General features: G+C 42.9%; 23 protein-coding genes. 17 read left to right on the top strand and 6 right to left on the bottom strand.

All coding sequences use genetic code 11. The features are described 5' to 3' along the window. Positions 1–30: 30 nt before the first annotated feature. The 3 genes from ACSVDE_RS13510 to crcB (ACSVDE_RS13500) are packed head-to-tail and all read right to left on the bottom strand — an operon-like array spanning position 31 to position 1,090. Positions 31–333, bottom strand: coding sequence for a hypothetical protein (locus ACSVDE_RS13510; RefSeq protein ID WP_439301394.1), 303 nt, complete (start codon positions 331–333; stop codon positions 31–33). 20 nt (positions 334–353) lie between these two features. Then, complete coding sequence (gene crcB / locus ACSVDE_RS13505; RefSeq protein ID WP_439302004.1) at positions 354–710, bottom strand: fluoride efflux transporter CrcB; 357 nt, start codon at positions 708–710, stop codon at positions 354–356. Then, positions 710–1,090, bottom strand: a complete 381-nt coding sequence (crcB, locus tag ACSVDE_RS13500) for a fluoride efflux transporter CrcB (RefSeq protein WP_439301393.1) — start codon at positions 1,088–1,090, stop codon at positions 710–712. Before crcB (ACSVDE_RS13500) ends, crcB (ACSVDE_RS13505) begins: the two co-directional genes overlap by 1 nt. Before the next feature lie 120 nt (positions 1,091–1,210). Between crcB (ACSVDE_RS13500) and ACSVDE_RS13495 the strand changes: the two genes are divergently transcribed. The 5 genes from ACSVDE_RS13495 (at position 1,211) to ACSVDE_RS13475 (ending at position 4,188) form a co-directional block, all read left to right on the top strand. Continuing rightward, positions 1,211–1,558: an ArsR/SmtB family transcription factor gene (locus tag ACSVDE_RS13495; RefSeq protein ID WP_439301392.1), complete on the top strand. Its 348-nt coding sequence runs from the start codon at positions 1,211–1,213 to the stop codon at positions 1,556–1,558. 30 nt (positions 1,559–1,588) lie between these two features. Next, entirely contained in the window at positions 1,589–2,887 is a 1,299-nt protein-coding gene (locus tag ACSVDE_RS13490; protein ID WP_439301391.1) for an arsenic transporter, read from the top strand. A 27-nt stretch (positions 2,888–2,914) separates the two neighbouring features. Then, positions 2,915–3,334: an arsenate reductase (thioredoxin) gene (arsC, locus tag ACSVDE_RS13485; RefSeq protein ID WP_439301390.1), complete on the top strand. Its 420-nt coding sequence runs from the start codon at positions 2,915–2,917 to the stop codon at positions 3,332–3,334. Positions 3,335–3,360: 26 nt separating this feature from the next. Continuing rightward, positions 3,361–3,828 (top strand): ArsI/CadI family heavy metal resistance metalloenzyme, encoded by a 468-nt coding sequence (locus ACSVDE_RS13480; RefSeq protein WP_439301389.1) that lies wholly within the window; start codon positions 3,361–3,363, stop codon positions 3,826–3,828. A gap of 78 nt (positions 3,829–3,906) precedes the next feature. Then, complete coding sequence (locus ACSVDE_RS13475) at positions 3,907–4,188, top strand: iron-sulfur cluster biosynthesis family protein (RefSeq protein ID WP_439301388.1); 282 nt, start codon at positions 3,907–3,909, stop codon at positions 4,186–4,188. A gap of 270 nt (positions 4,189–4,458) precedes the next feature. Here the strand turns inward: ACSVDE_RS13475 and ACSVDE_RS13470 are convergent, their stop codons facing one another. After that, a complete protein-coding gene (locus tag ACSVDE_RS13470; protein WP_439301387.1) occupies positions 4,459–5,325 on the bottom strand; it encodes a permease in 867 nt (288 codons plus the stop codon). A gap of 64 nt (positions 5,326–5,389) precedes the next feature. After that, positions 5,390–5,710, bottom strand: coding sequence for an ArsR/SmtB family transcription factor (locus ACSVDE_RS13465; RefSeq protein WP_439301386.1), 321 nt, complete (start codon positions 5,708–5,710; stop codon positions 5,390–5,392). 165 nt (positions 5,711–5,875) lie between these two features. Between ACSVDE_RS13465 and ACSVDE_RS13460 the strand changes: the two genes are divergently transcribed. From ACSVDE_RS13460 to ACSVDE_RS13440, 5 genes are all read left to right on the top strand, one after another. After that, positions 5,876–6,052 (top strand): hypothetical protein, encoded by a 177-nt coding sequence (locus ACSVDE_RS13460; protein ID WP_439301385.1) that lies wholly within the window; start codon positions 5,876–5,878, stop codon positions 6,050–6,052. A gap of 53 nt (positions 6,053–6,105) precedes the next feature. After that, complete coding sequence (locus tag ACSVDE_RS13455; protein ID WP_439301384.1) at positions 6,106–6,240, top strand: hypothetical protein; 135 nt, start codon at positions 6,106–6,108, stop codon at positions 6,238–6,240. A 197-nt stretch (positions 6,241–6,437) separates the two neighbouring features. Continuing rightward, complete coding sequence (locus tag ACSVDE_RS13450; RefSeq protein ID WP_439301383.1) at positions 6,438–10,790, top strand: alpha-amylase family glycosyl hydrolase; 4,353 nt, start codon at positions 6,438–6,440, stop codon at positions 10,788–10,790. A gap of 309 nt (positions 10,791–11,099) precedes the next feature. Continuing rightward, positions 11,100–11,717 carry a DedA family protein gene (locus tag ACSVDE_RS13445; RefSeq protein ID WP_439301382.1) on the top strand — a complete coding sequence of 206 codons (618 nt, stop codon included), beginning with the start codon at positions 11,100–11,102 and terminating at the stop codon, positions 11,715–11,717. Positions 11,718–11,955: 238 nt separating this feature from the next. Next, positions 11,956–12,099 (top strand): hypothetical protein, encoded by a 144-nt coding sequence (locus ACSVDE_RS13440; RefSeq protein ID WP_439301381.1) that lies wholly within the window; start codon positions 11,956–11,958, stop codon positions 12,097–12,099. 50 nt (positions 12,100–12,149) lie between these two features. Here the strand turns inward: ACSVDE_RS13440 and ACSVDE_RS13435 are convergent, their stop codons facing one another. Next, positions 12,150–13,220: an undecaprenyldiphospho-muramoylpentapeptide beta-N-acetylglucosaminyltransferase gene (locus ACSVDE_RS13435; RefSeq protein ID WP_439301380.1), complete on the bottom strand. Its 1,071-nt coding sequence runs from the start codon at positions 13,218–13,220 to the stop codon at positions 12,150–12,152. 293 nt (positions 13,221–13,513) lie between these two features. Between ACSVDE_RS13435 and ACSVDE_RS13430 the strand changes: the two genes are divergently transcribed. The 7 genes from ACSVDE_RS13430 to ACSVDE_RS13400 all read left to right on the top strand — a co-directional run bounded on the left by ACSVDE_RS13430 (position 13,514) and on the right by ACSVDE_RS13400 (position 22,026). After that, positions 13,514–14,986 carry an ATP-binding protein gene (locus tag ACSVDE_RS13430; RefSeq protein ID WP_439301379.1) on the top strand — a complete coding sequence of 491 codons (1,473 nt, stop codon included), beginning with the start codon at positions 13,514–13,516 and terminating at the stop codon, positions 14,984–14,986. A 367-nt stretch (positions 14,987–15,353) separates the two neighbouring features. Next, positions 15,354–16,862, top strand: a complete 1,509-nt coding sequence (locus ACSVDE_RS13425) for a spore germination protein (RefSeq protein WP_439301378.1) — start codon at positions 15,354–15,356, stop codon at positions 16,860–16,862. Next, positions 16,855–17,958 (top strand): GerAB/ArcD/ProY family transporter, encoded by a 1,104-nt coding sequence (locus ACSVDE_RS13420; protein WP_439301377.1) that lies wholly within the window; start codon positions 16,855–16,857, stop codon positions 17,956–17,958. The genes ACSVDE_RS13425 and ACSVDE_RS13420 overlap by 8 nt, the downstream gene beginning before the upstream one ends. Positions 17,959–17,989: 31 nt before the next feature. Beyond that, positions 17,990–19,051 (top strand): Ger(x)C family spore germination protein, encoded by a 1,062-nt coding sequence (locus tag ACSVDE_RS13415; protein ID WP_439302003.1) that lies wholly within the window; start codon positions 17,990–17,992, stop codon positions 19,049–19,051. A gap of 147 nt (positions 19,052–19,198) precedes the next feature. Beyond that, positions 19,199–19,888, top strand: coding sequence for a PspA/IM30 family protein (locus ACSVDE_RS13410; RefSeq protein WP_439301376.1), 690 nt, complete (start codon positions 19,199–19,201; stop codon positions 19,886–19,888). Positions 19,889–19,896: 8 nt separating this feature from the next. Next, positions 19,897–20,439 carry an NfeD family protein gene (locus ACSVDE_RS13405; protein ID WP_439301375.1) on the top strand — a complete coding sequence of 181 codons (543 nt, stop codon included), beginning with the start codon at positions 19,897–19,899 and terminating at the stop codon, positions 20,437–20,439. 30 nt (positions 20,440–20,469) lie between these two features. Next, positions 20,470–22,026 carry a flotillin family protein gene (locus ACSVDE_RS13400; RefSeq protein WP_439301374.1) on the top strand — a complete coding sequence of 519 codons (1,557 nt, stop codon included), beginning with the start codon at positions 20,470–20,472 and terminating at the stop codon, positions 22,024–22,026. The last annotated feature ends 23 nt before the right edge of the window (positions 22,027–22,049 follow it).

Raw genomic sequence — 22,049 nt, 5'->3', positions numbered from 1 at the left:
GCCTACAATCGTTGGGCAGTCCTTCCATATTTATTCCTCTGTTGGCTTTTCTTCTTCTGTAAGATAAAGTTCCATTCCACCGAATTTACCAGAAAGCTTATTGTAAATGACAGTGTTGAGCATAGCGAGTAGTCCATAAATCAAGATGAGGAAAACCGGCATCACAATGTACGAAATGCCCATGAACAACAAGGGTGGCTGGTCGATAGCAGCACCGATGATCGTCATGAACAGACCGATCACACCCATAATCCCGAACGGTAAAATCGTAAGGTAAATCGTGATCTTAAACATATTTTTGGCACGTAGTTTGTTGACGAGCACTTTTTTCACGTAAAAACTCCCCTTCTGCTTTATTGCACTAGTAGAAATCCAAGAGTAGCTGCGGAGATTCCTAGCATGACAGAGGTTACTACATATATAATGGCCTGTCTACCGTGGTTTTCCTGTATCATTGTCAACACATCAACGCTGAAAGTGGAAAATGTCGTGAACGCGCCACAAAATCCGGTGCCGAACAGCATCCAGCTCCATTCTGGTATGGATTCGGTCCAATATAAGCTGGCAAGTACTCCGAGTAATAAGGATCCAGCGATGTTGACGACCCACGTCCCGTTCACCCAATGGTTAGGATTTTTTTTATGTAAAAATTGACCGATTAAATACCGAGCTGCTGCCCCCACTGAGCCTCCTAATCCAATCAGAATCATCACCGGAGATCACCTGCTTTCTGGCGCGTTCCCACCCGGTAACCAACAAAAGCGAGCGCAATGCCGGCGAGGACACTCGACAGCACATAGGTTGCCGCAAAAACAAATAGTTCCTGCTTAACAAGTTCGAGGGTTTCTACGGAAAACGTGGAGAAAGTCGTGAACGATCCAGCAAATCCTGTTCCGATCAATAGAGGAATTTCAGGTCGTAGAGACTTACGTTGACTAAAAGCCGTGAACCATCCAAGTAATAGGCAACCTGCTAGGTTTACGCTTAACGTCCCCACTGGAAATCCGCCAGTTGTAGGTATCCATTCACCGAGCATATACCGACAGATTGCACCGAAAAAACCTCCCACCATCACAGAAAGGATAGACATGATCGTTCACCTCCTTACCTTGTTTTGTTCCTATTAATGTATCATATTTTGATTGTTGAAGAATTTTGTACTTGAGTATATAAGTATATACTTATATAATGATGCTTGTGAGGTGAGAAAATGATTAAGGATTCTGCTTTAGAAACCGTTGAGGTAGCTCAAGCTCTCAAGTTGTTGGGTGATAAGACGCGTTTGACGATCATGGGACTTCTGAACGTGCGTGAATGTTGCGTGTGTGAGTTCGTCGAGATGATCCAAATGAGTCAACCATCCGTCAGCCAGCATTTGCGGAAACTTCGAGATGCGCGCCTTGTAAAAGAAACGAGAAAAGGGCAGTGGATCTATTATTCCATCAATCAAGAATATGAAGGATATCCGCTGGTAAAAGATATATTGAAGTATATTTCTGGGGCTGAAGAACAACTGGAAGCCCTTGAAAAAGCGGGTTTGAACGTCCGCTGTACGTAACAGGGGATTCTGTAATTTAAGGGGGAAAACATGCTTTCAGTCATCTTAGCATTACTCATTTTTATCGTGACGTTGGTTCTCGTCATCTGGCAGCCGAAGGGATTAGGAATCGGATGGTCTGCGTGCGGTGGAGCAATTCTTGCGCTCCTAGTAGGCGTTGTCAACTTCGGTGATGTCATCGCCGTGACGGACATTGTCTGGAATGCGACACTAGCATTCATCGCCATCATCATCATTTCATTGATTTTGGACGAAATCGGGTTTTTCGAGTGGTCAGCGCTACATATGGCCAGGATTGCAAAAGGAAACGGCGTGAAAATGTTCGTCTACGTGACGATCCTCGGTTCGATCGTTGCCGCTTTCTTCGCCAACGATGGTGCAGCTCTTATTCTGACACCGATCGTTCTGGCGATGGTTCGTGCGCTGAACTTCAAAGACCAGATGATTTTTCCGTTCATCATGGCGAGTGGATTCATCGCGGATACCACATCCTTACCGCTCATCGTCAGTAACCTGGTGAACATCGTTTCGGCAGACGTATTCGATATCGGTTTTGTGGAGTACGCTTCACGCATGATTGTGCCGAACTTGTTCTCCATCGTGGCGAGTATCATCGTATTGTACTTGTTCTTCCGGAAGGATATTCCGAAGAGCTATGATGCAGGCCAATTGAAAAAACCTGCTGAAGCGATTCGAGACCACAAGATGTTCCGATTATCATGGCTTGTCCTTGCGATCTTGTTGGTCGGATATTTTGCGAGTGAATTCTTCGCAATTCCAGTATCGATCATTGCAGGTATCGTTGCGATTTTCTTCTTGTTTATGGCAAGAAAGAGCGCGGCGGTCGAGACGAAAAAAGTCGTGAAAGGTGCCCCTTGGGCGATAGTCTTTTTCTCAATTGGAATGTATGTCGTCGTATATGGTCTTCGTAACGAAGGATTGACAGACGTATTGGCAGTGGTCATTGAGGCAGCTGCGGATCAAGGATTGTATGCGGCAACGATTTCTATGGGATTCATTGCGGCGATTCTGTCATCGGTTATGAACAACATGCCGACTGTCATGATTGACGCACTGGCGATTCAGGATACAGCAACGACTGGTGTCGTACGAGAAGCGTTGATTTATGCGAACGTCATCGGGTCGGATCTAGGTCCTAAGATCACACCGATCGGATCATTGGCAACATTGCTCTGGCTTCACGTTTTATCGTTAAAAGGAGTGAAAATCTCCTGGGGTTACTACTTTAAAATCGGTATCATCCTGACGGTGCCGACCTTGTTCATTACATTGACTGGCCTGTACATCTGGCTATTGATCATCACATAAAAAATACATCAAAAGGAGTTTTTACACATGTCTAAACCAATCATCTACTTTTTGTGCACAGGAAATTCATGCCGCAGTCAAATGGCTGAAGGATTCGGTAAAAAATACCTAGGTGACAAGTACGACGTTTATTCTGCAGGGATCGAAGCGCATGGTTTGAACCCGAATGCGGTGAAAGCTATGAAAGAAGTTGAAATCGACATTACAGACCAAACTTCAGACATCATCGATACAGAGCTATTGAATAAAGCAGACCTGGTCGTTACACTTTGTGGAGATGCAGCCGATAAATGTCCAATGACTCCGTCTCATGTAAAAAGAGACCACTGGGGCTTTGACGATCCAGCGAAAGCGGAAGGTACAGAAGAAGAGAAGTGGACATTTTTCCAACGTGTCCGTGGTGAAATCGAAGAACGTATCCAAAAGTTCGCAAAAGAAGGTAAGTAATTTTTTCTCGCAAGGAGTGATTGTATATGATTAACCGTATGCACGTTGCCGTAAACTGTAGTGACCTGGAGAAGTCCTTAGAATTTTATAAAAGTTTCTTTGGAGCTGAGCCTACGAAAGTGAAAGAGAACTACGCGAAGTTTGAGCTCGAGCAGCCTGCTTTGCATTTCTCATTGAATGTTCGTGATTTTAACAAAGAAGGTGTATTGAACCACTTAGGCTTCCAGGTGGACAATACAGAAGATGTCTTGAAAATGGGTGAGCGTTTGCGGGAGTCAGGTCTTCTCTTGATCGATGAGATGGACACGACTTGCTGTTATGCCGTTCAAGATAAAGTCTGGGTTTACGATCCGGACGGCAACGCGTGGGAGATCTTCTATACGAAAGAAGATTCGGAGTTTGAATCCGCTGGGGATGCACGGGATATGTCCCTTTGCTGTGCACCGCCAAAACCTCAGCCAATTTCGATTGAAATGACTTCCCCTAAGAAATAAGTCGATTAACGTTGAGGATTCGCTTCGAATACTCTACACTAAGAGAGGCTATAACAGTAAGAGTAAGGGGGAAGATCAATGCAAATCACAGATAGCGCTAAACAAGCCATCGAGGGAATCCTCCATCAGCATGGTGCAGACGGCATCCGTATTTATTTTGCCGGCATGGGCTGAGGCGGTCCCAAGATGGGAATGGCTCTGGATGAGCCACAAGAAAATGATCAAGTGGAAGAGCTGAATGGAATCCGCGTATCTATCGATGAACGAATCGTTTCATATACGAAGGATCTGACAGTCGACTTCCAACAAACTGAACAAGGTGCAGGACTTGTCTTTCTAGGACAGGAAGACTGCTGCTAATTGAGTCTTCATGACTTAAAAATGATAGAAAGCAGAGCCGACTATGGTATAGCCGGCTCTGCTTTTCCTTTATACATAAACCCGTTTCAGAATTTATAAGCCAGAATCGGGAATTATAATCCAAAATCAGAAATTATAATCCAAAATCAGAAATAACAAGCCAAAATCAGAAATTATAAACCGAAATCAAGGTACAGTACCAGGTACCGACAGAGAACCCTTGACCAGAGCGGACTCCAAATAAGTACCTGGCACCATAGGTAAATCTACCTATACTAAATAGAAGATGAATCCGGATATGGTGGACATGGTGATTACAGAGATGACGAAGGTGATCACCAGTTCTTTGTGAAAGATTGATTTCAACAAAACGACCTCGGGTAGACTAGCGCCGGCGGAACTAATCATCATCGCCATGACTGGTCCGAGCGCCATCCCTTTAGCAATCAAGACTTGGGAGATCGGTATCATGCTGGATAGTCGTATATAGAGTGGAATACCGATAATAGCGGCAACAGGGATGAGCCACCAGGCATCTTCGCTGAACAGATTGGAAATCCATTCAGTCGGTACAGCTCCATGTATGACGGCTCCAATCCCTGCACCAAGCATCAAGTATGGATAAACACTTTTCATCAAATCCCAAGTTTCGCGCAACGCAAACCGAACATTGAATTTCTGATTTTCCTCATTGTAGCCAGACATGACGACATTCTTGACCGCTCTCTCGAATCCAAGCGCCCCAAGCGTGAAGCCAATTAGAATCGATAAAACAGTCGTTAAAATTGTATACACGATGGTAACCTTCCAGCCAAGAAAAACACCCATGATGGTCAAAATCGTCGGATCAAGAACAGGTGAAGCGAATAAGAAAATCATGACGATGTTAAACGGGAGCTTTTTCTTCAGCATATTGACGACCACGGGAATCGTGGAACAAGAACAAAACGGCGTAATGAAAGCAAAAAATACCGCAACGAATGCCGCGAGTAACTTGTGCCGCCCAATCAGCATTTGTTCAATCTTCTTGTAAGGTATGTATCCTTGCAACAGACTGATGACAAAGGAAATCACAACGAATAATAGAGTCAATTCCAATGCAATCCATAAAAAACTTTTAAACGTTTCCACCCACATGATATTCATCCTCTCACATTATATCAAATTATTTTGATTAATTAATTCAAAAGAAAACCTCCTCTTAACAAGAAGGTCTGAATAAGCAACAAAGTTCAGCAGATAACAGATGATTTACTTCCTCTTGATTCAATTGATAATAGCTCCAGGTTCCGCGTGTTTCTCGTGTGATGATTCCCGCATCCAGTAGTATTTTCAAATGATAGGAAAGTTTCGATTGTGGCATTTCCATCATATCTACAAGATCACAAACGCAAATTTCTCCTTTTTGGGTTAACAAATACATGACTTGAAGTCGTTTCTTATCGGCCAGTGCCTTGAACTTCGCTTCATATTTTTCAAACGTTCCTGGTAGAGATTCATCTACTCGTTCAATATCTTTCATCCTTCACACCCCAAATCAAAAAAGTTTGATTAATCATAGTATATGATGAGCTGTAATGAATTGCAATTTATTTATCAAAAAAAATTGATTTATAAGTTGCAATTCCATCCGACGAAACATATAATCATATTAATCAATAAAAATTGATTTAAGGAGATGATGATAATGTTTGATTCTTATTTACTAGAAACGGAAATTAAATATCGGCAAGAGCAATTGAACAAGCTGGAAACGCGCCTTTACCATGAGAATAACAATAGGGAAAAGTCTCGATCCTGGTTACGCGTACTTTATAAACTTGGCAGGAGAAGACAACCACAGACGGATTGCTGTTATGCTTAAAATTTTTCAACCAATTAATCAAAAAAATTCAATGAATGAAAGGAGGTGATTAAATGGCTAAGGCTTGTTGTGGAATTGAAATTAAAGAAGTTGAAGTGAAGCAAGATGAGGTTTGTTGTAGTGATGATAAAAATGATCAAACTGACTGTTGTGACCCGTCAGAAAAAGATGACGATCAGTGCTGCTGATCCTCCAAGTACACTCCTCTTCATTGGGGAGTGTTTTTTCTCCTTATTTATGAATTTGGTCCTATTTATAGTAGTTGGAACTTTCTGTATACTTATATGAAAGCGGTTGCACAAATTTTATATGCAGCCCTCTTTTTATGAGGTTTGTGCAAACGTTTTCACAACTCAATCGACAACAATTTTGAGAGGAGATTTTTATGAAAATAAAGCGTTCAAAACCTTTTTTAGTGGTTATGGTATTGCTGCTTGTCATGCAAAGCTTGGTCGGAATGGCATCAAACGATGCAGAAGCAGCTGACCGAACGGTTCGTATCGTCGGAAGCTTCGGTTCAGATGGGGATCCGACCTTTTGGAACCCAGCATCTGATGAGATGAAAATGACTGCTTCAGAACGGGACAAGTATTATTTGAAAAAAGTGCTGGATGCCGGTACATACGAGTATAAAGTAGCCATTAATGGATCATGGGATGAGAATTACGGTCAAAATGGCGAAGCAGGTGGTCAAAACATGACCTTCGCACTGAGTGAACAGAAGGAAGTGCTGTTTGTCTATAACGATCAGACGCATGTAACGACCATCATGACAGAGGATCAAATGCCCCGTCTCGCGGGTACGATCCAACCTGCAATTGGTGCGGGAGATGAATGGTCCCCAGGAACATCCAGTGCGCTTTTAACGGATGAAAACCATGACAATGTGTATGAGTTTACAGCGGATGTTCCGAAAGGCAATTACGAATTCAAAGTCGTCCTCGGGAACGATTGGGGCACTCAGTACCCTGAAGAGAACGTCAAACTGAATGTGACGAAAACTGAACAAGTCACATTTTTCTATAACCATGAAACGAAAGAAGTCACGACTGACTATGAAGGATCCGGTCCGGATGGGCTCATCAAAACAGATCAGCTCCATCACGATACGTGGGACGAGCTATACCGGAAACCATTCGGTGCAATCAAAACAGGAGAGAAGGTCAAACTGCGCCTGGAAGCTGCAAAGGGTGACTTGACCGGCGCGAATGTCCAGTTGAAAAATTACACGTCAGGGAATTCCGAGCTGATTAAAATGGATTTAGTCGGATGGACAGATGTGGACGGAAAAGGCGCACGTGAATACTGGGAAGCGACCATCACACCAAGTGAAAAAGGGGTGTATGGTTACAAATTCATCGCTAAAGATGGTCAAACTGTCAAAGAGTATGGTGAAGATACCGCGCAAGGTCATACAGGACGCGTTGGTGACAACGTACTGGATCTCTTCCAGATGACGGTCTATGAACCGGAATACAAGACCCCAGATTGGATGAAGGAAGCGGTCGTTTATCAAATCTTCCCGGACCGTTTTTACAATGGAAACAAGAAAAACGATGACGCGAAAGAATACGCACGTGGAATGGAGCCGATTGAGGATCAGGACTGGTCTGAACTCCCGGATAATCCACGTTTATCGAACAACTCCAATTATGAAGGAGACGGGATATGGAGCAATGATTTCTTTGGCGGAGATATCAAAGGAATCCATGAGAAATTGGACTATATCCAATCGCTCGGTGTCAACACGATTTACTTAAACCCAGTTGCCCATGCGGCATCCAACCATAAGTACGATGCGACAGACTTCAAATCGGTTGACCCGATGTTCGGTTCACCGAAAGAGTTCAAGCAATTTACGGATGAGTTGAAAAAGCGTGATATGCATCTCATCCTCGATGGCGTGTTCAATCACGTCGGGGATGATTCCATCTACTTTGACCGATATGGAAAATATGAAACTGTCGGTGCTTATGAATATTGGGCAAGAATCTATGATTATATGAATGAGGAAGGCTTGTCGGAAGAGGCTGCAAAGGAAAGAGCGGAGAAAGAATTTTTACAAGAAGGTCAAGTATTCAGTGACTATGGCTTCCACAATTGGTTCAACATCGACAATAGAAAAGTGGAAGTAGGCACGCCTAACGAACGCTATGATTACCAGGCATGGTGGGGATTCGATAGCTTACCGGAAATTGCTTCAGTACCCGGAAAAGCCGTCCCATACGATTCCGAACTGAACAACGAAGCATTTTCGAACTACATCATGTATGACAAAGACTCTGTTGCAAAATCCTGGCTGAACCGCGGTGGTTCGGGGTGGCGTTTAGACGTTGCGAATGAAGTAGATACAGAGTTTTGGAGAGAGTTCCGAGATGAAATCAAAGCGACCAAAACGAAAACGAATGATGATCCGTTGATCCTCGGTGAAATTTGGGATGACGCTTCAAAATACTTCCTTGGAGATCTTTACGATTCGGTCATGAACTACCGTTTCCGAGGCGCGATGCTCGATTATTTGAAAAATGGAAAAGCAGAGCGGGCAGCTGAACAGTTGAAGGCGATTGAGGAAGATTATCCCGAGGAAGCTTTCTATAATCTGATGAATCTGATGGGGTCACACGATACAGCCCGTGCTGTCTACTTACTCGGAAATGGAAACGAAAATGCAGAGCGCGCTGAGTTCGACGCAAACTATGATCACGAGCTCGGATTGAAACGTTTGAAGCTCGCTGCCATCTTCCAATTCGGGTATCCTGGTGCACCGACCGTTTATTACGGGGATGAAGCGGGTGTGACGGGTTCAAAAGACCCGGATGATCGAAGAACCTATCCGTGGGGCAACGAGAATAAGAAATTGATCGAACATTATCAGAACCTAGGGAAAATCCGAGAGAAACATCAAGATCTTCTTGCATACGGCGATTTGAAAAACCTTCACATGGAAGGCGATGTATTCGTATATGGCCGCAGCTTGAATAAGAAATCAGCCATAGTTGCTGTCAACCGAGGCAATCAAGAGCAAACAATCAAGGTGGATGTGAAGGAATTCGCATTGAACGGCATTACGTTTGATAATCAACTCGGTGAAAATGATGCTGTTCAAGTGAAGGATGGAAAAGTGACATTGACCATCCCGGCAATGAGCGGACAGATGCTGTTTGCGAAGAACAAGAATGTAAAAGCGCCGAAAGCAATCAAAAAATTGACCGCTGTTGAAGGCGTCAATGAAGTGAGTCTTTCCTGGAAAGGGAAAGCGGAGCAGTACAACGTGTATGTGACCACCATTAAAGGCGCGCTTTATGAAAAGGTAGAAACAACGAACACGTCTTCAATCGACGTAACTGATTTAGACAATGGTAGGAAATATTATTTCGCGGTGACAGCTGTCGACAAGTATGGGAACGAGTCTATGAAAGTAGCGACAGATGAAGTCATCCCTCATATTCCTTTAACAGAAGATTCATATGAAATTGAGGACCTGACAGAAATCGAAGAAATTGAACTCGATTTATCTGCACCGAAAACGATGAATGTTGGGATTCAGATTGGAAAATATACAGCTGAGGATCTGGCTGAAGGTTTACAGGCTAAACTTCAAGTGAAAACTCCTGGAGAACAGGAATGGGAGAGCATCCCTGCTGTCTACACTGGACAAGGCGAGAATGAACAAGGGACAAATGTGTTCTCAGCTGAATTTTTACCATTAGAAGCTGGACAATATGAATACCGATACGCATATACAACGGACCTAGGAAGAAATTGGATCTATTCGGATGAACAGGCATTCACGGTGTTGAAGGCTGAAGATGAAATACCTCCAGTAGAATCAGTTGCGTTGGAAGAGCCTAAACAAGAATCGGGTCAAGTGAACTTGAACTGGAGCTTGCAGAATTCAAAGGATCCATACATGATTGCCATTGTCCGTGATGGAGAAGTCATTGAGAAGCTTTGGGATCCAAGTATGACTCAATATAAAGACTTGAGTGTCGAAAATGGGAAGTCGTATGAATATGTCGTCCGAGTGTATGACCAATATGGCAACAAGGTGGATTCCAATGCAGTGACAGTAACTCCGGATATCGTCATGGTTGAAGTGACCTTCAAAGTCAATGCGCCAGACTATACGCCATTAGATGCCAAAGTGAACATGCCGAACAGCTTGAACGGCTGGAACACGAACGCATGGGAAATGAGCAGGAATGGAGCGGTAACGCCTGATTGGGAATATACCGTCGAGATGCAAGTCGGTGAAGTACTGACGTACAAGTATGTTAAAGGAAACTCGTGGGATCAGGAAGGGTTGCCGGATCACACGCCTGATGATCCGAACGACGATGACGTCAGCTACTATGGTTACGGAGCTATTGGCACAGATATGAAGGTTGTCGTTGAAAATCAGGGGAATAACAAGATGGTCGTCGAGGATAAGATCCTACGTTGGATTGATCAACCGGTCGTCATTTCCTCTCACGCCAACGGTCAAACTGTTTCAGATGATGTTGTGACATTGAAAGGGAACGCAATCAAGGAAGGCATTCTCACCATCAATGGTGAACGGGTAACCGTAAATGATGACATGACATGGAGTCATCAAGTGAACTTGAGAAACGGTGAAAACCGCTTTGACATCCATATCGAGCCATCGGAAGAAAATAAATCGGAAATCTTTAAAAATGACGCTGGAGCCATCGGCAAAAATACAAAAGACATCACCTTTACATTGGTGAAGCAGTAAGCCAATGGAGATTAGGGATACTTACACCAAAGAAGGACCGTCTAAAAGGCGGTTCCTTTTCCTTGTGCGCCGAAGTACCTATGACTGTACCAGGCACCGGTTGAAAAGTGTTGATACAGAAGGATTCTAAAACGGTGCCAGGTACAAGATCAATTTTTAGTAATAAACTCCATATTACCGTCGAAAACTTGTTGTATGAAGTTCGACTCGATGAGACGCTTAACATAAGGGTTCCGTAAACAGGGACTTCGTTTCACCACGAACAAATAAGGGGACATTAAAGATAGATAAAACCTAAAGGAGATCGTAATGGAGAGCTGGTATACGGAGTTTATTGAACAATACGGCTATTGGGGCATTTTCCTCGTCATGGCATTAGAAAATCTTTTCCCGCCTATTCCATCAGAAGTCGTCCTTCCTTTCAGCGGTTTCATCACAACGAAAACGGATCTGAATGTGTACGGTGTGATTGCGGCTTCTACGGGCGGAGCACTTTTTGGTGCAGTCGTCCTATACGGAGTCGGGTTACTGTTGGATGTAGAAAATCTCGAAAAAATCGTCGACCGTTGGGGGCATATTCTCAGAATCAAGAAAAAAGACATCTACCGAGCGGATGACTGGTTTGATCGATATGGAAAATGGACCGTTTTCTTCGGTAGAATGATGCCATTTCTTCGAAGTGTCATATCGATCCCAGCGGGCATGGCCAATATGGGCTTTGTACTGTTCATCGTGTTTACAACACTGGGGACATTGATTTGGAACATCTTACTCATCAGTATAGGAGCTGCACTCGGGGAAAATTGGAAAGAACTCATTCAATATGTAAAGCTTTACTCCAACATCATTTACATCGCACTCGCTGTTGCAGCGATCCTCTTCATTATTTGGTATATTCTACATCGGAAAAAGAAGAAGGCGTCTTAACCCTGATATGATTCCCACATAGTAGACAGATAAAAGAAAGCACATTAATTTGTCTATTATGCAGGGGATTTTTCTATGGGAAAAGTTTAAGAAAAAAGCTGTTGATTTATATTTTCAAAAAGGCATGGGTTACAAAACAATAGCTAAAGAGTTGGGAGATGGGAGATAAAACCCGATCCATCCATATACGCGTTCTTTACTGGCTTCTATCCCGAGAACAGATCCGAACTTGCGACATATGAAACAAGAATCCATTGAAGTCCCCCCTCAATCCCCTCATCCACCTCAATTGATTGATGTGGGGAATGGGCATTATGTGGCTGCGAATGTCATTGAAATCAAGAACTTTGAAGTGAGTGAACGAATCCGAATGGAAGTCTGATAGAGATGTAAGAAAGCTACCGTCATTGACGGTAGCTTTCTTTGTGCAGGTTATTTTCGACTGTATTCATCAAGTAGTTCGTACAGCTTTTCCAACGGATTGCTTTGCTCGCTTCGTTGCATGTTTTTCCGGTAATCCGAACGGTTATCGTATGTTTTGTCGATCAGCGATCCAAGTGCTTCTTCTGAAAGATCTTCCTCTTGAATGACTTCTGCAAATCCTTGTTTTTCAAACGATTCGGCATTCTGGATTTGATCCCCGCGGCTTTGACTGAGTGGAAGTGGGATCAAAATCATCGGAAGTTCCAAATCGAGAAATTCATAGATGGAGTTGGAACCTGCTCTTGTAACGACGAGGTCCGTCATTGCAAGGATATCCGGCAGTTCATCTTTCACATATTCAAACTGTTTGTATCCGTGGACATTGATGGATTCATCCACTTTTCCTTTTCCGCAAAGATGGACGATTTGATACTTCTTCGTCAAGGTAGGTACCAGACTTCGAATCGTCTCGTTAACTCGTTTCGCGCCCTGGCTTCCACCCATTACGAGGATGACCGGTTTTGATTCGGTAAAATCACATAAATGAAGGCCTTTTCGTTTCGATCCCTCGCGTAATTCTTCACGAACGATGGATCCTAATAAGATCCCTTTATCTTCCGGCAAGTGTTCCAATGTTTCAGGAAACGTCACGCATACTTTGGATGCGAACGGCATGGAAATTTTGTTTGCCAGACCTGGACTCATGTCTGATTCGTGAGAGATGACCGGAGTCCCATTCAATCGAGAAGCGAGGATGACCGGTACCGATACGAACCCGCCTTTGGAAAAGACGATATTCGGCTTCACTTTACGAAGGATCCGATATGCCTGGCCAACGCCTTTAATGACTCTGAACGGATCTTTGAAGTTGTTCAAGTCGAAGTATCGGCGCAGCTTACCCGTGGAAATCGGATAATACTTTACATCCGATAGCGGCTCAATCAATTCTTTTTCTATCCCATTATGAGAACCAATATAATGGATCTCCCAATTGTTCCGTTTCAAGTGTGGGATCAAAGCCAGGTTCACAGCGACGTGCCCTGTCGATCCTCCACCTGTTAGTAAAATACGCTTCATCAACATCAATCCTTTTATTAGTAAACAATACCTACGGTGCCAGGCACCGAAATTTGTTCTTACTCTCCCAATAGGTCTTCGGAAGTACCAGGCACCGCTATGGGTGCCTGACCCCTATTATATAATGAAAGTTTGTGTGTTTTCACCTTCTTTGTGGAGTTTTTTAAGTCTATGTATAATTCTTTTCGGTAGGAGGAAAGCGGCCTAACGGTAAAGAATTATATGTATAAAAGCTTTTTTGCCTATTGCCAATAAAATTGTTTGTAGTCAGATTGTCCAAAAGGGGTGTGACGTCAATGGAGCTTATTGAAAACAGAGTGCTGGAATTGGAATCGAAGGTACAACAATTAGAGGCTGAAAACCAGACTATGAAAGAAAAACTCACTCACTTTCAAGAAATGTTCAATAATATCTATTGTTTATTGTTCAAGTTTATCAAACGTCCCGATGGTAAATTCGAATATACCTTCTTAAGTGGAAAAACAGCTCAGAACAACGGGTTGACTCCGAATCTTATCGTTGGTAAAACACCGGAGGTTTTATTTGATTCTTCTACAGTTTCCATGGTTGCCGACTTCTATGAACGGGCTTATGAAGGAAAGCGGGTACACTTCGATCTCAATTATCGCAATTTTACATATGAGGTAACGCTCATTCCTCTCAAAGTCAACGGATTGACTGTGGAGGTGATGGGTACAGCAATCGATGTGACTGAAAAGAAGCAGATCCAAGGAAAAATGGAGACCAACCATAATAAGTTCACAGCCCTTTTTGAAGAAGCGCTTGATGCTATTGTCTTGTTCGATGATACAGGCATACCAATAGAAGCGAATCCAGCTGCCAGTAGGTTGCTCGGTTTTACCACAGAAGAAATCAAGAGAGCGGAACATTTCGCATTACTAGACCCAAAAATCCGAAACCGGATGCCAGAAACGTTAGAACGATTGAAAGAGGCAGGAACCTTATCCGGAGAGTCGACAGTGACCAATAAAGATCGTACCATCCGTCACGTCGAACACGTGACAAAAGCCAATATTCTTCCAGGTGTCCACTTGACGATCTTAAGAGATATCACCCAAAGGAAAAAACTCGAAGAATCAATACGCAAATCAGAAACACTGAATGTGGTTGGTGAACTCGCAGCAGGAATCGGGCACGAGATCCGAAATCCGATGACCTCCATTAAAGGTTTCATTCAACTGATTAAAGAAGATCCTTCGAACATTGAATACTACAACGTGATCCTCAATGAATTTCAGATCATAGAAACGGTCATATCCGAGTTGATGGTGCTATCCAAACCCCAGGCAAATCGAATGACAGAGGAAAACCTTCAGGAAATCGCTCTTAACACATTGGTCTTACTCGATGTCCAGGCAAGACCCAAGAACATCCAACTCCATCTGGAAGTAGAAGAGGATCTCCCTACTATCATATGTGAAAAAAATCAGATGAAACAAGTATTCATCCATTTTATCAAAAATGGGATTGAAGCGATGGAAAGCGGCCAGAATCTTTGGGTTCGTATACGGAGAGGTGCAGGTTCAAACGTACTGATCGAGATCGAAGACGAAGGATGCGGAATCCCCAAGGAGCGACTAGACAAATTGGGAGAGCCTTTTTACACGACAAAAGAAAAAGGAACAGGTTTAGGAATGATGATGAGTTATAAAATCATTCAGAATCATAAAGGAACGATAAAAGTTGAAAGTCAAGAAGGAGTCGGTACGATCTTCACGATTACACTCCCAATCACAATACAGCCATAATGGCCTACAGCACTTGATTACGAGAGTGCTTTTTTCTTTGCACGAATTTCACTTATTCGGGTTGCGCTTTTCTTCTTGCCCCACTCGACTTTTTTCATCCACGATAAAAACGACGAAGGGGAGGAGAATGATCCAGATTAAGAATATTGATAAAGATACCAACGCAAAAAAATCAAACAAGAAATAGACCAAAACAAAAAATACGACTAGTAATACATAAGGGCTTAACATCAGCCAAATCATTCATCCTCACCCTCTTCCTACCTCTATCCTCTCCAAGTGAATATTCCTATAAACCAAACGTATACAACTGTCATCTAAAGTTAAAAATGGAAGGTATAAGCTGATATCCATGAGAGGGATTTCTATGAGGTCAAAGTGGATCAAAAAATATAAACGTCTGAAAAATAAAGAAAAAGAGGAAGAGCAGTCGTCGATTACAGAAGCACTTTCAACATTTAAACACTCAAAAGACTTCATCCAATTCCAACATACTGGTCACACAGTATGTTTTATTTCGTATATCAAAACGGTCATCGAACCAAAGGTCCTGTCAGAGACGATCTTGGAAAATCTGAAAGAAAAGCAAATGGATACACTCGAAGAAATGATGGAGCAAATAGCTGTCCAGGATCAGATTCTTACACATGATCTGGATCTGATTCAGCAGTCCATTCTACAAGGTCATATCATGATTCAATTGAAAGAAGAGGATGAAAGAGTCTTACTCATACCTGCCGTGTCAACGGAGACCAGGAAGGTAAGTATTCCAGAAGTGGAGTTCAGTGTCGTAGGTCCGAAAGAGGCATTCGTAGAGTCAATCGATACGAACATCAACTTAGTTCGAAAAAGAATCACTCTACCTGAATTGACCGTTGAAGAAACGACAATCGGGAAAGTGACGAAAACAAGAATTTGTACGCTTTACATAGATGGGATTGCAGACCAGGAGAACGTCAATACCGTCCTGCAGCGACTGGATGGTATAGAATTTGATGAAATCAATGACAGTTCTTATATCGCCCAAATGCTCTCGGACAATTCGAATTCACCTTTCCCACAGTTCGTGGATACCGAAAGGCCGGACCGGGTGGCAGGCGCGTTAGCAGAAGGGAAAATCGTCATTTTGGTTGATGGCTCTCCTCATGCTTTGACGTGTCCAACCACACTAGTTGAATTCTTTTCCGCATCGGATGACTACTTTTTGAACTGGCATCTAGCCTCTACTTTACGGTTGTTACGATTATTTGCAGTTGCTTTTTCGGTTATTTCTACTCCGTTGTATGTAGCGATTTTAACGTACCATCATGAAATGATTCCAGAAGATTTGATGGCGACGATTATCACTTCCAGAGCTGATATTCCTTTTCCTCCCATACTGGAGGTCATCATATTAGAACTTGCTATTGAATTGCTCCGTGAAGCTGGGGCGCGATTACCCACAAAGGTCGGTCAAACGATCGGTATCGTGGGTGGTATCGTAATTGGGACAGCAGCTGTCGAGGCAGGCTTGACAAGTAACGTTTTACTTATCATTGTTGCCCTGGCAGCTTTGGCATCTTTCACAACACCCGTCTATCAAATTGCCAATTCAATCCGATTGATCCGATTCCCATTTTTGATCGGGGCTCAGTGGTGGGGGTTGATCGGAGTTGGGTTAGTCATGGCTTTATTCTTAGGGCATTTGATCCGTCTTCAATCCCTAGGCAGACCATTCTTATCGCCGATTTATCCAATGCGCATCAGTGACTTGAAGGACGCTTTCATCCGTCTTCCATATAATAAGCAGACTGTCCGTCCATTCCTATCCAGACCTCAGGATGCTGCCCGATTCAGTAAGCATCGGGCGAATGAAAAGAGGGATATCGATGAATAAGATCAATCTTCCACAATCGGTACCTGAGAATGTAATGGTACAGCCTCAGATGGCTTTCTTTCTCGTGCATGCAATGATCATCGGTATTGGCGTTCTAGGTTTTGAGCGCTATATCGTATTGGATGCCGGATTTGATTCATGGATTTCGATTATTATCGGAGCCGTTTGGGTCCATTTTCTCATCTGGATCATCTATCAGCTTTTAAAAGACGGACAAGGTGATATCGTCACCATCCACCATTCATTATTTGGAAAAGTATTTGGCAGCCTGTTAAATGTGATTTTCAGTCTATACTTTCTCATTTTATGTATTACGGTCTTAAGAACGTTCACAGAGTTGATTCAATTGTGGATTTTTCCACAGTTGAACGTATGGATCTTTTCAACCATATTTATTGGGGTTGCCTACTATTTCGTAGCTGGAGGATTCCGGACGGTTACCGGTATTTGTTTCTTTAGTGTCATCCTAGGTTTGCCTTTGCTTCTATTAAAGTTTTATCCGCTGCAATATTCACACGTACAAAATGTCTTCCCTGTCATTGATCATAGTTTCATGGAATTGTTGAAGGCAGCCCAGACGATGTCATTAAGCTACATTGGTTTTGAGTTAATCCTGATTTACTACCCTTTTTTCAAAAGACCCCTAGAATCTCATAAGTGGGCGCAATTTGGATTTTTGTTTGCTGTATTTATCTATTTGGGTACCGCTCTAACTTCTTTCGTTTACTATAGCGAAAATCAAATTACTCATGTTATTTGGGCTACGATTTCGTTATGGAAAATCATTGAGCTACCCTTTCTTGCTCGATTCGAATATATAGGGATTGCTATCTATGTGTTTGTTGTGCTCCCAAACATATGTCTTAGTCTATGGGCGGCGAGTAGAACCTTGAAGAGAACCTTTCGATTCAAGCAGACCTATGTGATTTGGGCGTACATGATCGTTGTTGTAGCCGCGTGTGGCGTATTTCGGGACCGACCGGAAATTGATATGTTGAATTCAATATTAGGCCAATCCGGTTTTTATCTGACATCCGTTTATCTTCCATTCTTGTATCTCTTACAAAAAATTGTGTTGAAAGTGAGGGGGAAATGAATTGAGACAGCGCTTCGGCTTTTTGATCTTGATGATTTCTTGTCTTCTCCCTCTGTCAGGGTGTTTACCCCGAGAGAGTATTGAGGATATTTCGTTAGTGCAGATCGTTGGATATGATTACGAAGATGGAGATTTAATCCGTGGTACAATTGTAGTTCCTCATTTTTCCAAAGTGGAAGAAGGAACCGGTGTGACTGAAGAAACCTTGACGACAACAGCACATTCCACCAAACAAATCCATACGAAGCTACAAGCAAAAGCCTCCAAACCGATTTCCGTCGGGACGCTGAAAGTAGCTCTCTACAGTGAGGAATTGGCGAAAAAAGGAGTAGGGACCATTATCGACAGTATGGCAAGGGATCCCCGAATCGGACGGAATATTTTCTTAGCCATCACACAAGGTGAGACGGAGGAAATCCTCAATGCAGGTAAATCGAAGAAAGAAACGACGGGAAAATTCATTTCAGGATTAATTGAACAAAATTCAGCCACGAATTATCCGAGAACGAACTTGCATGAATTTCTGTATACCCATTTTGGGGTAGGGAGAGATGGTTTTCTTCCTTATATTAAATTGAATGATCGAGATGAAATTGAGCTAGATGGCATTGCGTTCTTCGACGATGGGAAATTCGTATACAAGGTTCCCTATGATAAAAGTTATACCTTTACGTTGATGAAGGAAAATTTCAAGGAAGCCACCCAAGAAGTAAAGTTTAAGAATAATTACATTGTGGTGGAAAGTATAGGATCCAAGGTTCGTTATGTTCTAGAAGGAGATAAAAACAATCCGGAATTCACAATCCAGATCAAGATGACCGGTATCATAAATGATGCTCCTACATTATCTCTAGAAATGACCCCTGATAAATTAAGGCAAATGGAAAAAACGATCAAAAAATTCAACGAAACAGAAGCATTGAAAATGATCAAAGATTTCCAAGAGCACAATATCGACCCACTTGGGCTAGGAAGTATTTTACGTAATCGAACGACAGGTTTTGATATTAAAAAATGGGACGATATGTATCCTGATATACCAATCAAAGTGGAAGTAGATATGCAAATCCTTGAAGTAGGAACGACAGCATAACAGGAAGGTCGACAATAACGTCGACCTTCTTTTTTATGATAATATTTTGAAAATAATTGAAACTTTTTACATTTATAGCCGTAATAAATAATGAATATAAGTTCAGTATTTCATTACATGATGAGTAAAAAAATGGAGGGGATTCATGTGTTCGAGCTTTTTAAAAGAGTCAAAACGGTTGTCCATTCTGAGTTGAATAACTTGATTGATAAGGCTGAGGACCCGATTAAGATGGTCGATCAATATTTGCGTGAGATGGGTTCTGACATCCAGGAAGCCGAAAAGGCGACTGCCAAAATCATGGCCGAAGAAAAGCTTTTGAAGCTGAAGTGGGAAGAAGCAGAAGGTATGATCAAAAAGCGTGAAGAGCAAGCGGTACAAGCGCTGCAAGAAGGGAACGAAGACCTTGCGAAACGAGCTCTTGAAGATAAGCTCCGTATGCAGCAAGAAGCAGAACAGTTACAACATCTCTATGTAGAAGCATCCAAAACCGCTGCAGATCTAAAAGCGAAGTTAGCTGAAATGAAATCGGAATACCGAGACATGGAAATGAAGAAAGCTTCGTTAAAATCCCGAGCCCAATCGGCAAAGGCAAGAACAAACATCAATCGCTCCATGTCGATGCACAACAGTGAAGGCTCGAAACAGGGCTTTAAACGTATGGAAGAGAAAGTCCTACGATTTGAAGCCGAAGCAGAAACAAGTGAAGATCTGAATACCGCAAGTCGAACACTTGACGATGAACTCAAACAAATGACTCAAAAAACAAAGCTCGATGAAGAGTTGGACCTCCTCAAGGAGAAACTCGCGAAACAAACTAACGTCACGAACGAGTAGGGGATCGTATGGAACTGTTCGGGTATACCATGGAAACGCTTTACCTCTATGGTCTCATCATCGGTGGAATTCTGACATTCGTATACATCTTAATGAGCGATCTTTTAGAAGGGATGTTCGAGGTGCTGTCGGATACGTTCTTCAATCCGACCCTCGTCCTCTCCTTCGTCACTATTTTGAGTGGAACGGGATTCGTTTTAGAAAAAGTGACAGGTCTCCACAGTTTATTGATTTTAGCAGGATCGGTCGTGTCAGCATTACTTCTTGTCACTCTTTTGAACGTTTTTGTCCTTGTTCCGCTTTCCTCAGCGGAAGAGTCCAATACGTATGCATTGGAAGATTTACAAGGACGGATAGGTAAGGTCATCATCTCAATTCCTCCTGACGGATTTGGAGAAGTGCTTATATCCGGAACAAGCGGCAACATTGCCAAATCCGCTAAAAGCTTGGAGAACGTCCCGATTGCGGAAGGTACTGAAATTCTGGTCATTGATATTGAAAGCGGGGTACTACACGTAACCCCTTATGAACGAGCTTCTTTTAACGTGTAAAATAAAAATTTCATATATTAGGAGGTTCTTATGAATTTGATTTTCATTGTTGGTGGGATTGTCGGTCTTTTCATTCTTGCACTCATTGGTGTTTTTGTATCCAAATACCGGACGGCAGGTCCTGATGAAGCCCTGATCGTAACTGGTAGCTATTTAGGTTCCAAAAATGTAAATATTGATGAATCAGGAAATCGGATCAAAATCGTCCGAGGTGGAGGAACGTTCGTGTTGCCTGTTTTCCAACAGGCAGAGTCGTTAAGCCTTTTATCAAGTAAAATTGATGTCCAAACGCCGGAGGTCTACACTGAACAAGGTGTTCCAGTAATGGCGGACGGAACGGCAATCATCAAAATCGGTGGTTCGATCGGTGAAATTGCAACGGCAGCGGAACAGTTTTTAGGTAAAACGAAAGAAGACCGTGAAAATGAAGCGCGGGAAGTACTAGAAGGACATCTCCGTTCCATTCTTGGTTCCATGACCGTTGAAGAAATCTATAAGAACCGTGAAAAGTTTTCCCAAGAAGTACAACGTGTAGCGACACAAGATCTGGCGAAAATGGGACTATACATCGTTTCATTCACCATCAAAGATGTCCGTGACAAAAATGGTTACTTGGAATCCCTAGGTAAGCCTCGTATTGCTCAAGTGAAAAGGGATGCGGACATCGCAACAGCTGAAGCAGAGAAGGAAACTCGAATCAAGCGGGCGGAAGCGGATAAAGACGCGAAGAAATCTGAGCTCGAACGTGCGACTGAAGTGGCTGAAGCAGAAAAATACAACCAGATGAAAATCGCAGAATACCGCCAGGAGCAAGATCAGGCAAGAGCGCGTGCTGACCAGTCATATCATCTAGAAGAAGCACGTGCGATGCAAGAGGTTACAGAACAACAAATGCAAATCAAGATCATTGAACGTCAAAAGCAGATCGAGCTAGAGGAAAAAGAAATCGCACGTCGTGAGAAGCAATACGATTCTGAAGTCAAGAAAAAGGCGGATGCGGATCGATATGCGGTGGAACAATCAGCGGAAGCAGATAAGCGCCGTGAAATTGCAGCAGCTGATGCAAACCAATACCGCATCGAATCGATGGCACGTGCAGAAGCTGAAAAAGTCCGTATCGATGGTATTGCGAAAGCGGATGCGGAACGTGCTCAAGGAGAAACTGCAGCTGATGTCATCCGGCTGAAAGGTCTTGCAGAAGCGGAAGCGAAGCAGAAGATTGCAGAAGCATTTGAACAGTATGGTCAAGCGGCGATCCTCGACATGATCGTGAATATGCTTCCGTCTTATGCGAAGGAAGTAGCGAGCCCGCTTTCGAATATCGATAAGATCACAGTCGTAGATACAGGAAGTGGTGCAGGTGGCGGTGCTAACAAAGTAACGGGTTACGCTACGAACTTGATGTCGACCCTTCAAGAATCGTTGAAAGCATCCTCTGGGTTAGACGTGAAAGAGTTGATTGAAAACTTCTCTGGAAAAGGGAATGTCCGTTCAAGCGTCGACGACCTGACGAGAGAAATTACGAGAACGAGGGAAGGTATCCCGACGAACGAGGAAGAAAAGGAATTCGCCAAAACTGAAAAGTAAGGTTCAACAAGAAAGGGGCTGGC

This window comes from Pseudalkalibacillus sp. Hm43 (assembly GCF_051842935.1).
Lineage (GTDB): Bacteria > Bacillota > Bacilli > Bacillales > Fictibacillaceae > Pseudalkalibacillus.
This window is presented reverse-complemented; position numbering and strand designations above follow the sequence as displayed.

Bases quoted from the DNA above. Each gene is read 5' to 3' on its own strand.
- crcB (WP_439302004.1), bottom strand. From the start codon at position 710: ATGATTCTGATTGGATTAGGAGGCTCAGTGGGGGCAGCAGCTCGGTAT.
- crcB (WP_439301393.1), bottom strand. From the start codon at position 1,090: ATGTCTATCCTTTCTGTGATGGTGGGAGGTTTTTTCGGTGCAATCTGT.
- ACSVDE_RS13495 (WP_439301392.1), top strand. From the start codon at position 1,211: ATGATTAAGGATTCTGCTTTAGAAACCGTTGAGGTAGCTCAAGCTCTC.
- ACSVDE_RS13490 (WP_439301391.1), top strand. From the start codon at position 1,589: ATGCTTTCAGTCATCTTAGCATTACTCATTTTTATCGTGACGTTGGTT.
- arsC (WP_439301390.1), top strand. From the start codon at position 2,915: ATGTCTAAACCAATCATCTACTTTTTGTGCACAGGAAATTCATGCCGC.
- ACSVDE_RS13480 (WP_439301389.1), top strand. From the start codon at position 3,361: ATGATTAACCGTATGCACGTTGCCGTAAACTGTAGTGACCTGGAGAAG.
- ACSVDE_RS13470 (WP_439301387.1), bottom strand. From the start codon at position 5,325: ATGTGGGTGGAAACGTTTAAAAGTTTTTTATGGATTGCATTGGAATTG.
- ACSVDE_RS13465 (WP_439301386.1), bottom strand. From the start codon at position 5,710: ATGAAAGATATTGAACGAGTAGATGAATCTCTACCAGGAACGTTTGAA.
- ACSVDE_RS13460 (WP_439301385.1), top strand. From the start codon at position 5,876: ATGTTTGATTCTTATTTACTAGAAACGGAAATTAAATATCGGCAAGAG.
- ACSVDE_RS13455 (WP_439301384.1), top strand. From the start codon at position 6,106: ATGGCTAAGGCTTGTTGTGGAATTGAAATTAAAGAAGTTGAAGTGAAG.
- ACSVDE_RS13450 (WP_439301383.1), top strand. From the start codon at position 6,438: ATGAAAATAAAGCGTTCAAAACCTTTTTTAGTGGTTATGGTATTGCTG.
- ACSVDE_RS13445 (WP_439301382.1), top strand. From the start codon at position 11,100: ATGGAGAGCTGGTATACGGAGTTTATTGAACAATACGGCTATTGGGGC.
- ACSVDE_RS13440 (WP_439301381.1), top strand. From the start codon at position 11,956: ATGAAACAAGAATCCATTGAAGTCCCCCCTCAATCCCCTCATCCACCT.
- ACSVDE_RS13430 (WP_439301379.1), top strand. From the start codon at position 13,514: ATGGAGCTTATTGAAAACAGAGTGCTGGAATTGGAATCGAAGGTACAA.
- ACSVDE_RS13425 (WP_439301378.1), top strand. From the start codon at position 15,354: ATGAGGTCAAAGTGGATCAAAAAATATAAACGTCTGAAAAATAAAGAA.
- ACSVDE_RS13420 (WP_439301377.1), top strand. From the start codon at position 16,855: ATGAATAAGATCAATCTTCCACAATCGGTACCTGAGAATGTAATGGTA.
- ACSVDE_RS13415 (WP_439302003.1), top strand. From the start codon at position 17,990: ATGATTTCTTGTCTTCTCCCTCTGTCAGGGTGTTTACCCCGAGAGAGT.
- ACSVDE_RS13405 (WP_439301375.1), top strand. From the start codon at position 19,897: ATGGAACTGTTCGGGTATACCATGGAAACGCTTTACCTCTATGGTCTC.
- ACSVDE_RS13400 (WP_439301374.1), top strand. From the start codon at position 20,470: ATGAATTTGATTTTCATTGTTGGTGGGATTGTCGGTCTTTTCATTCTT.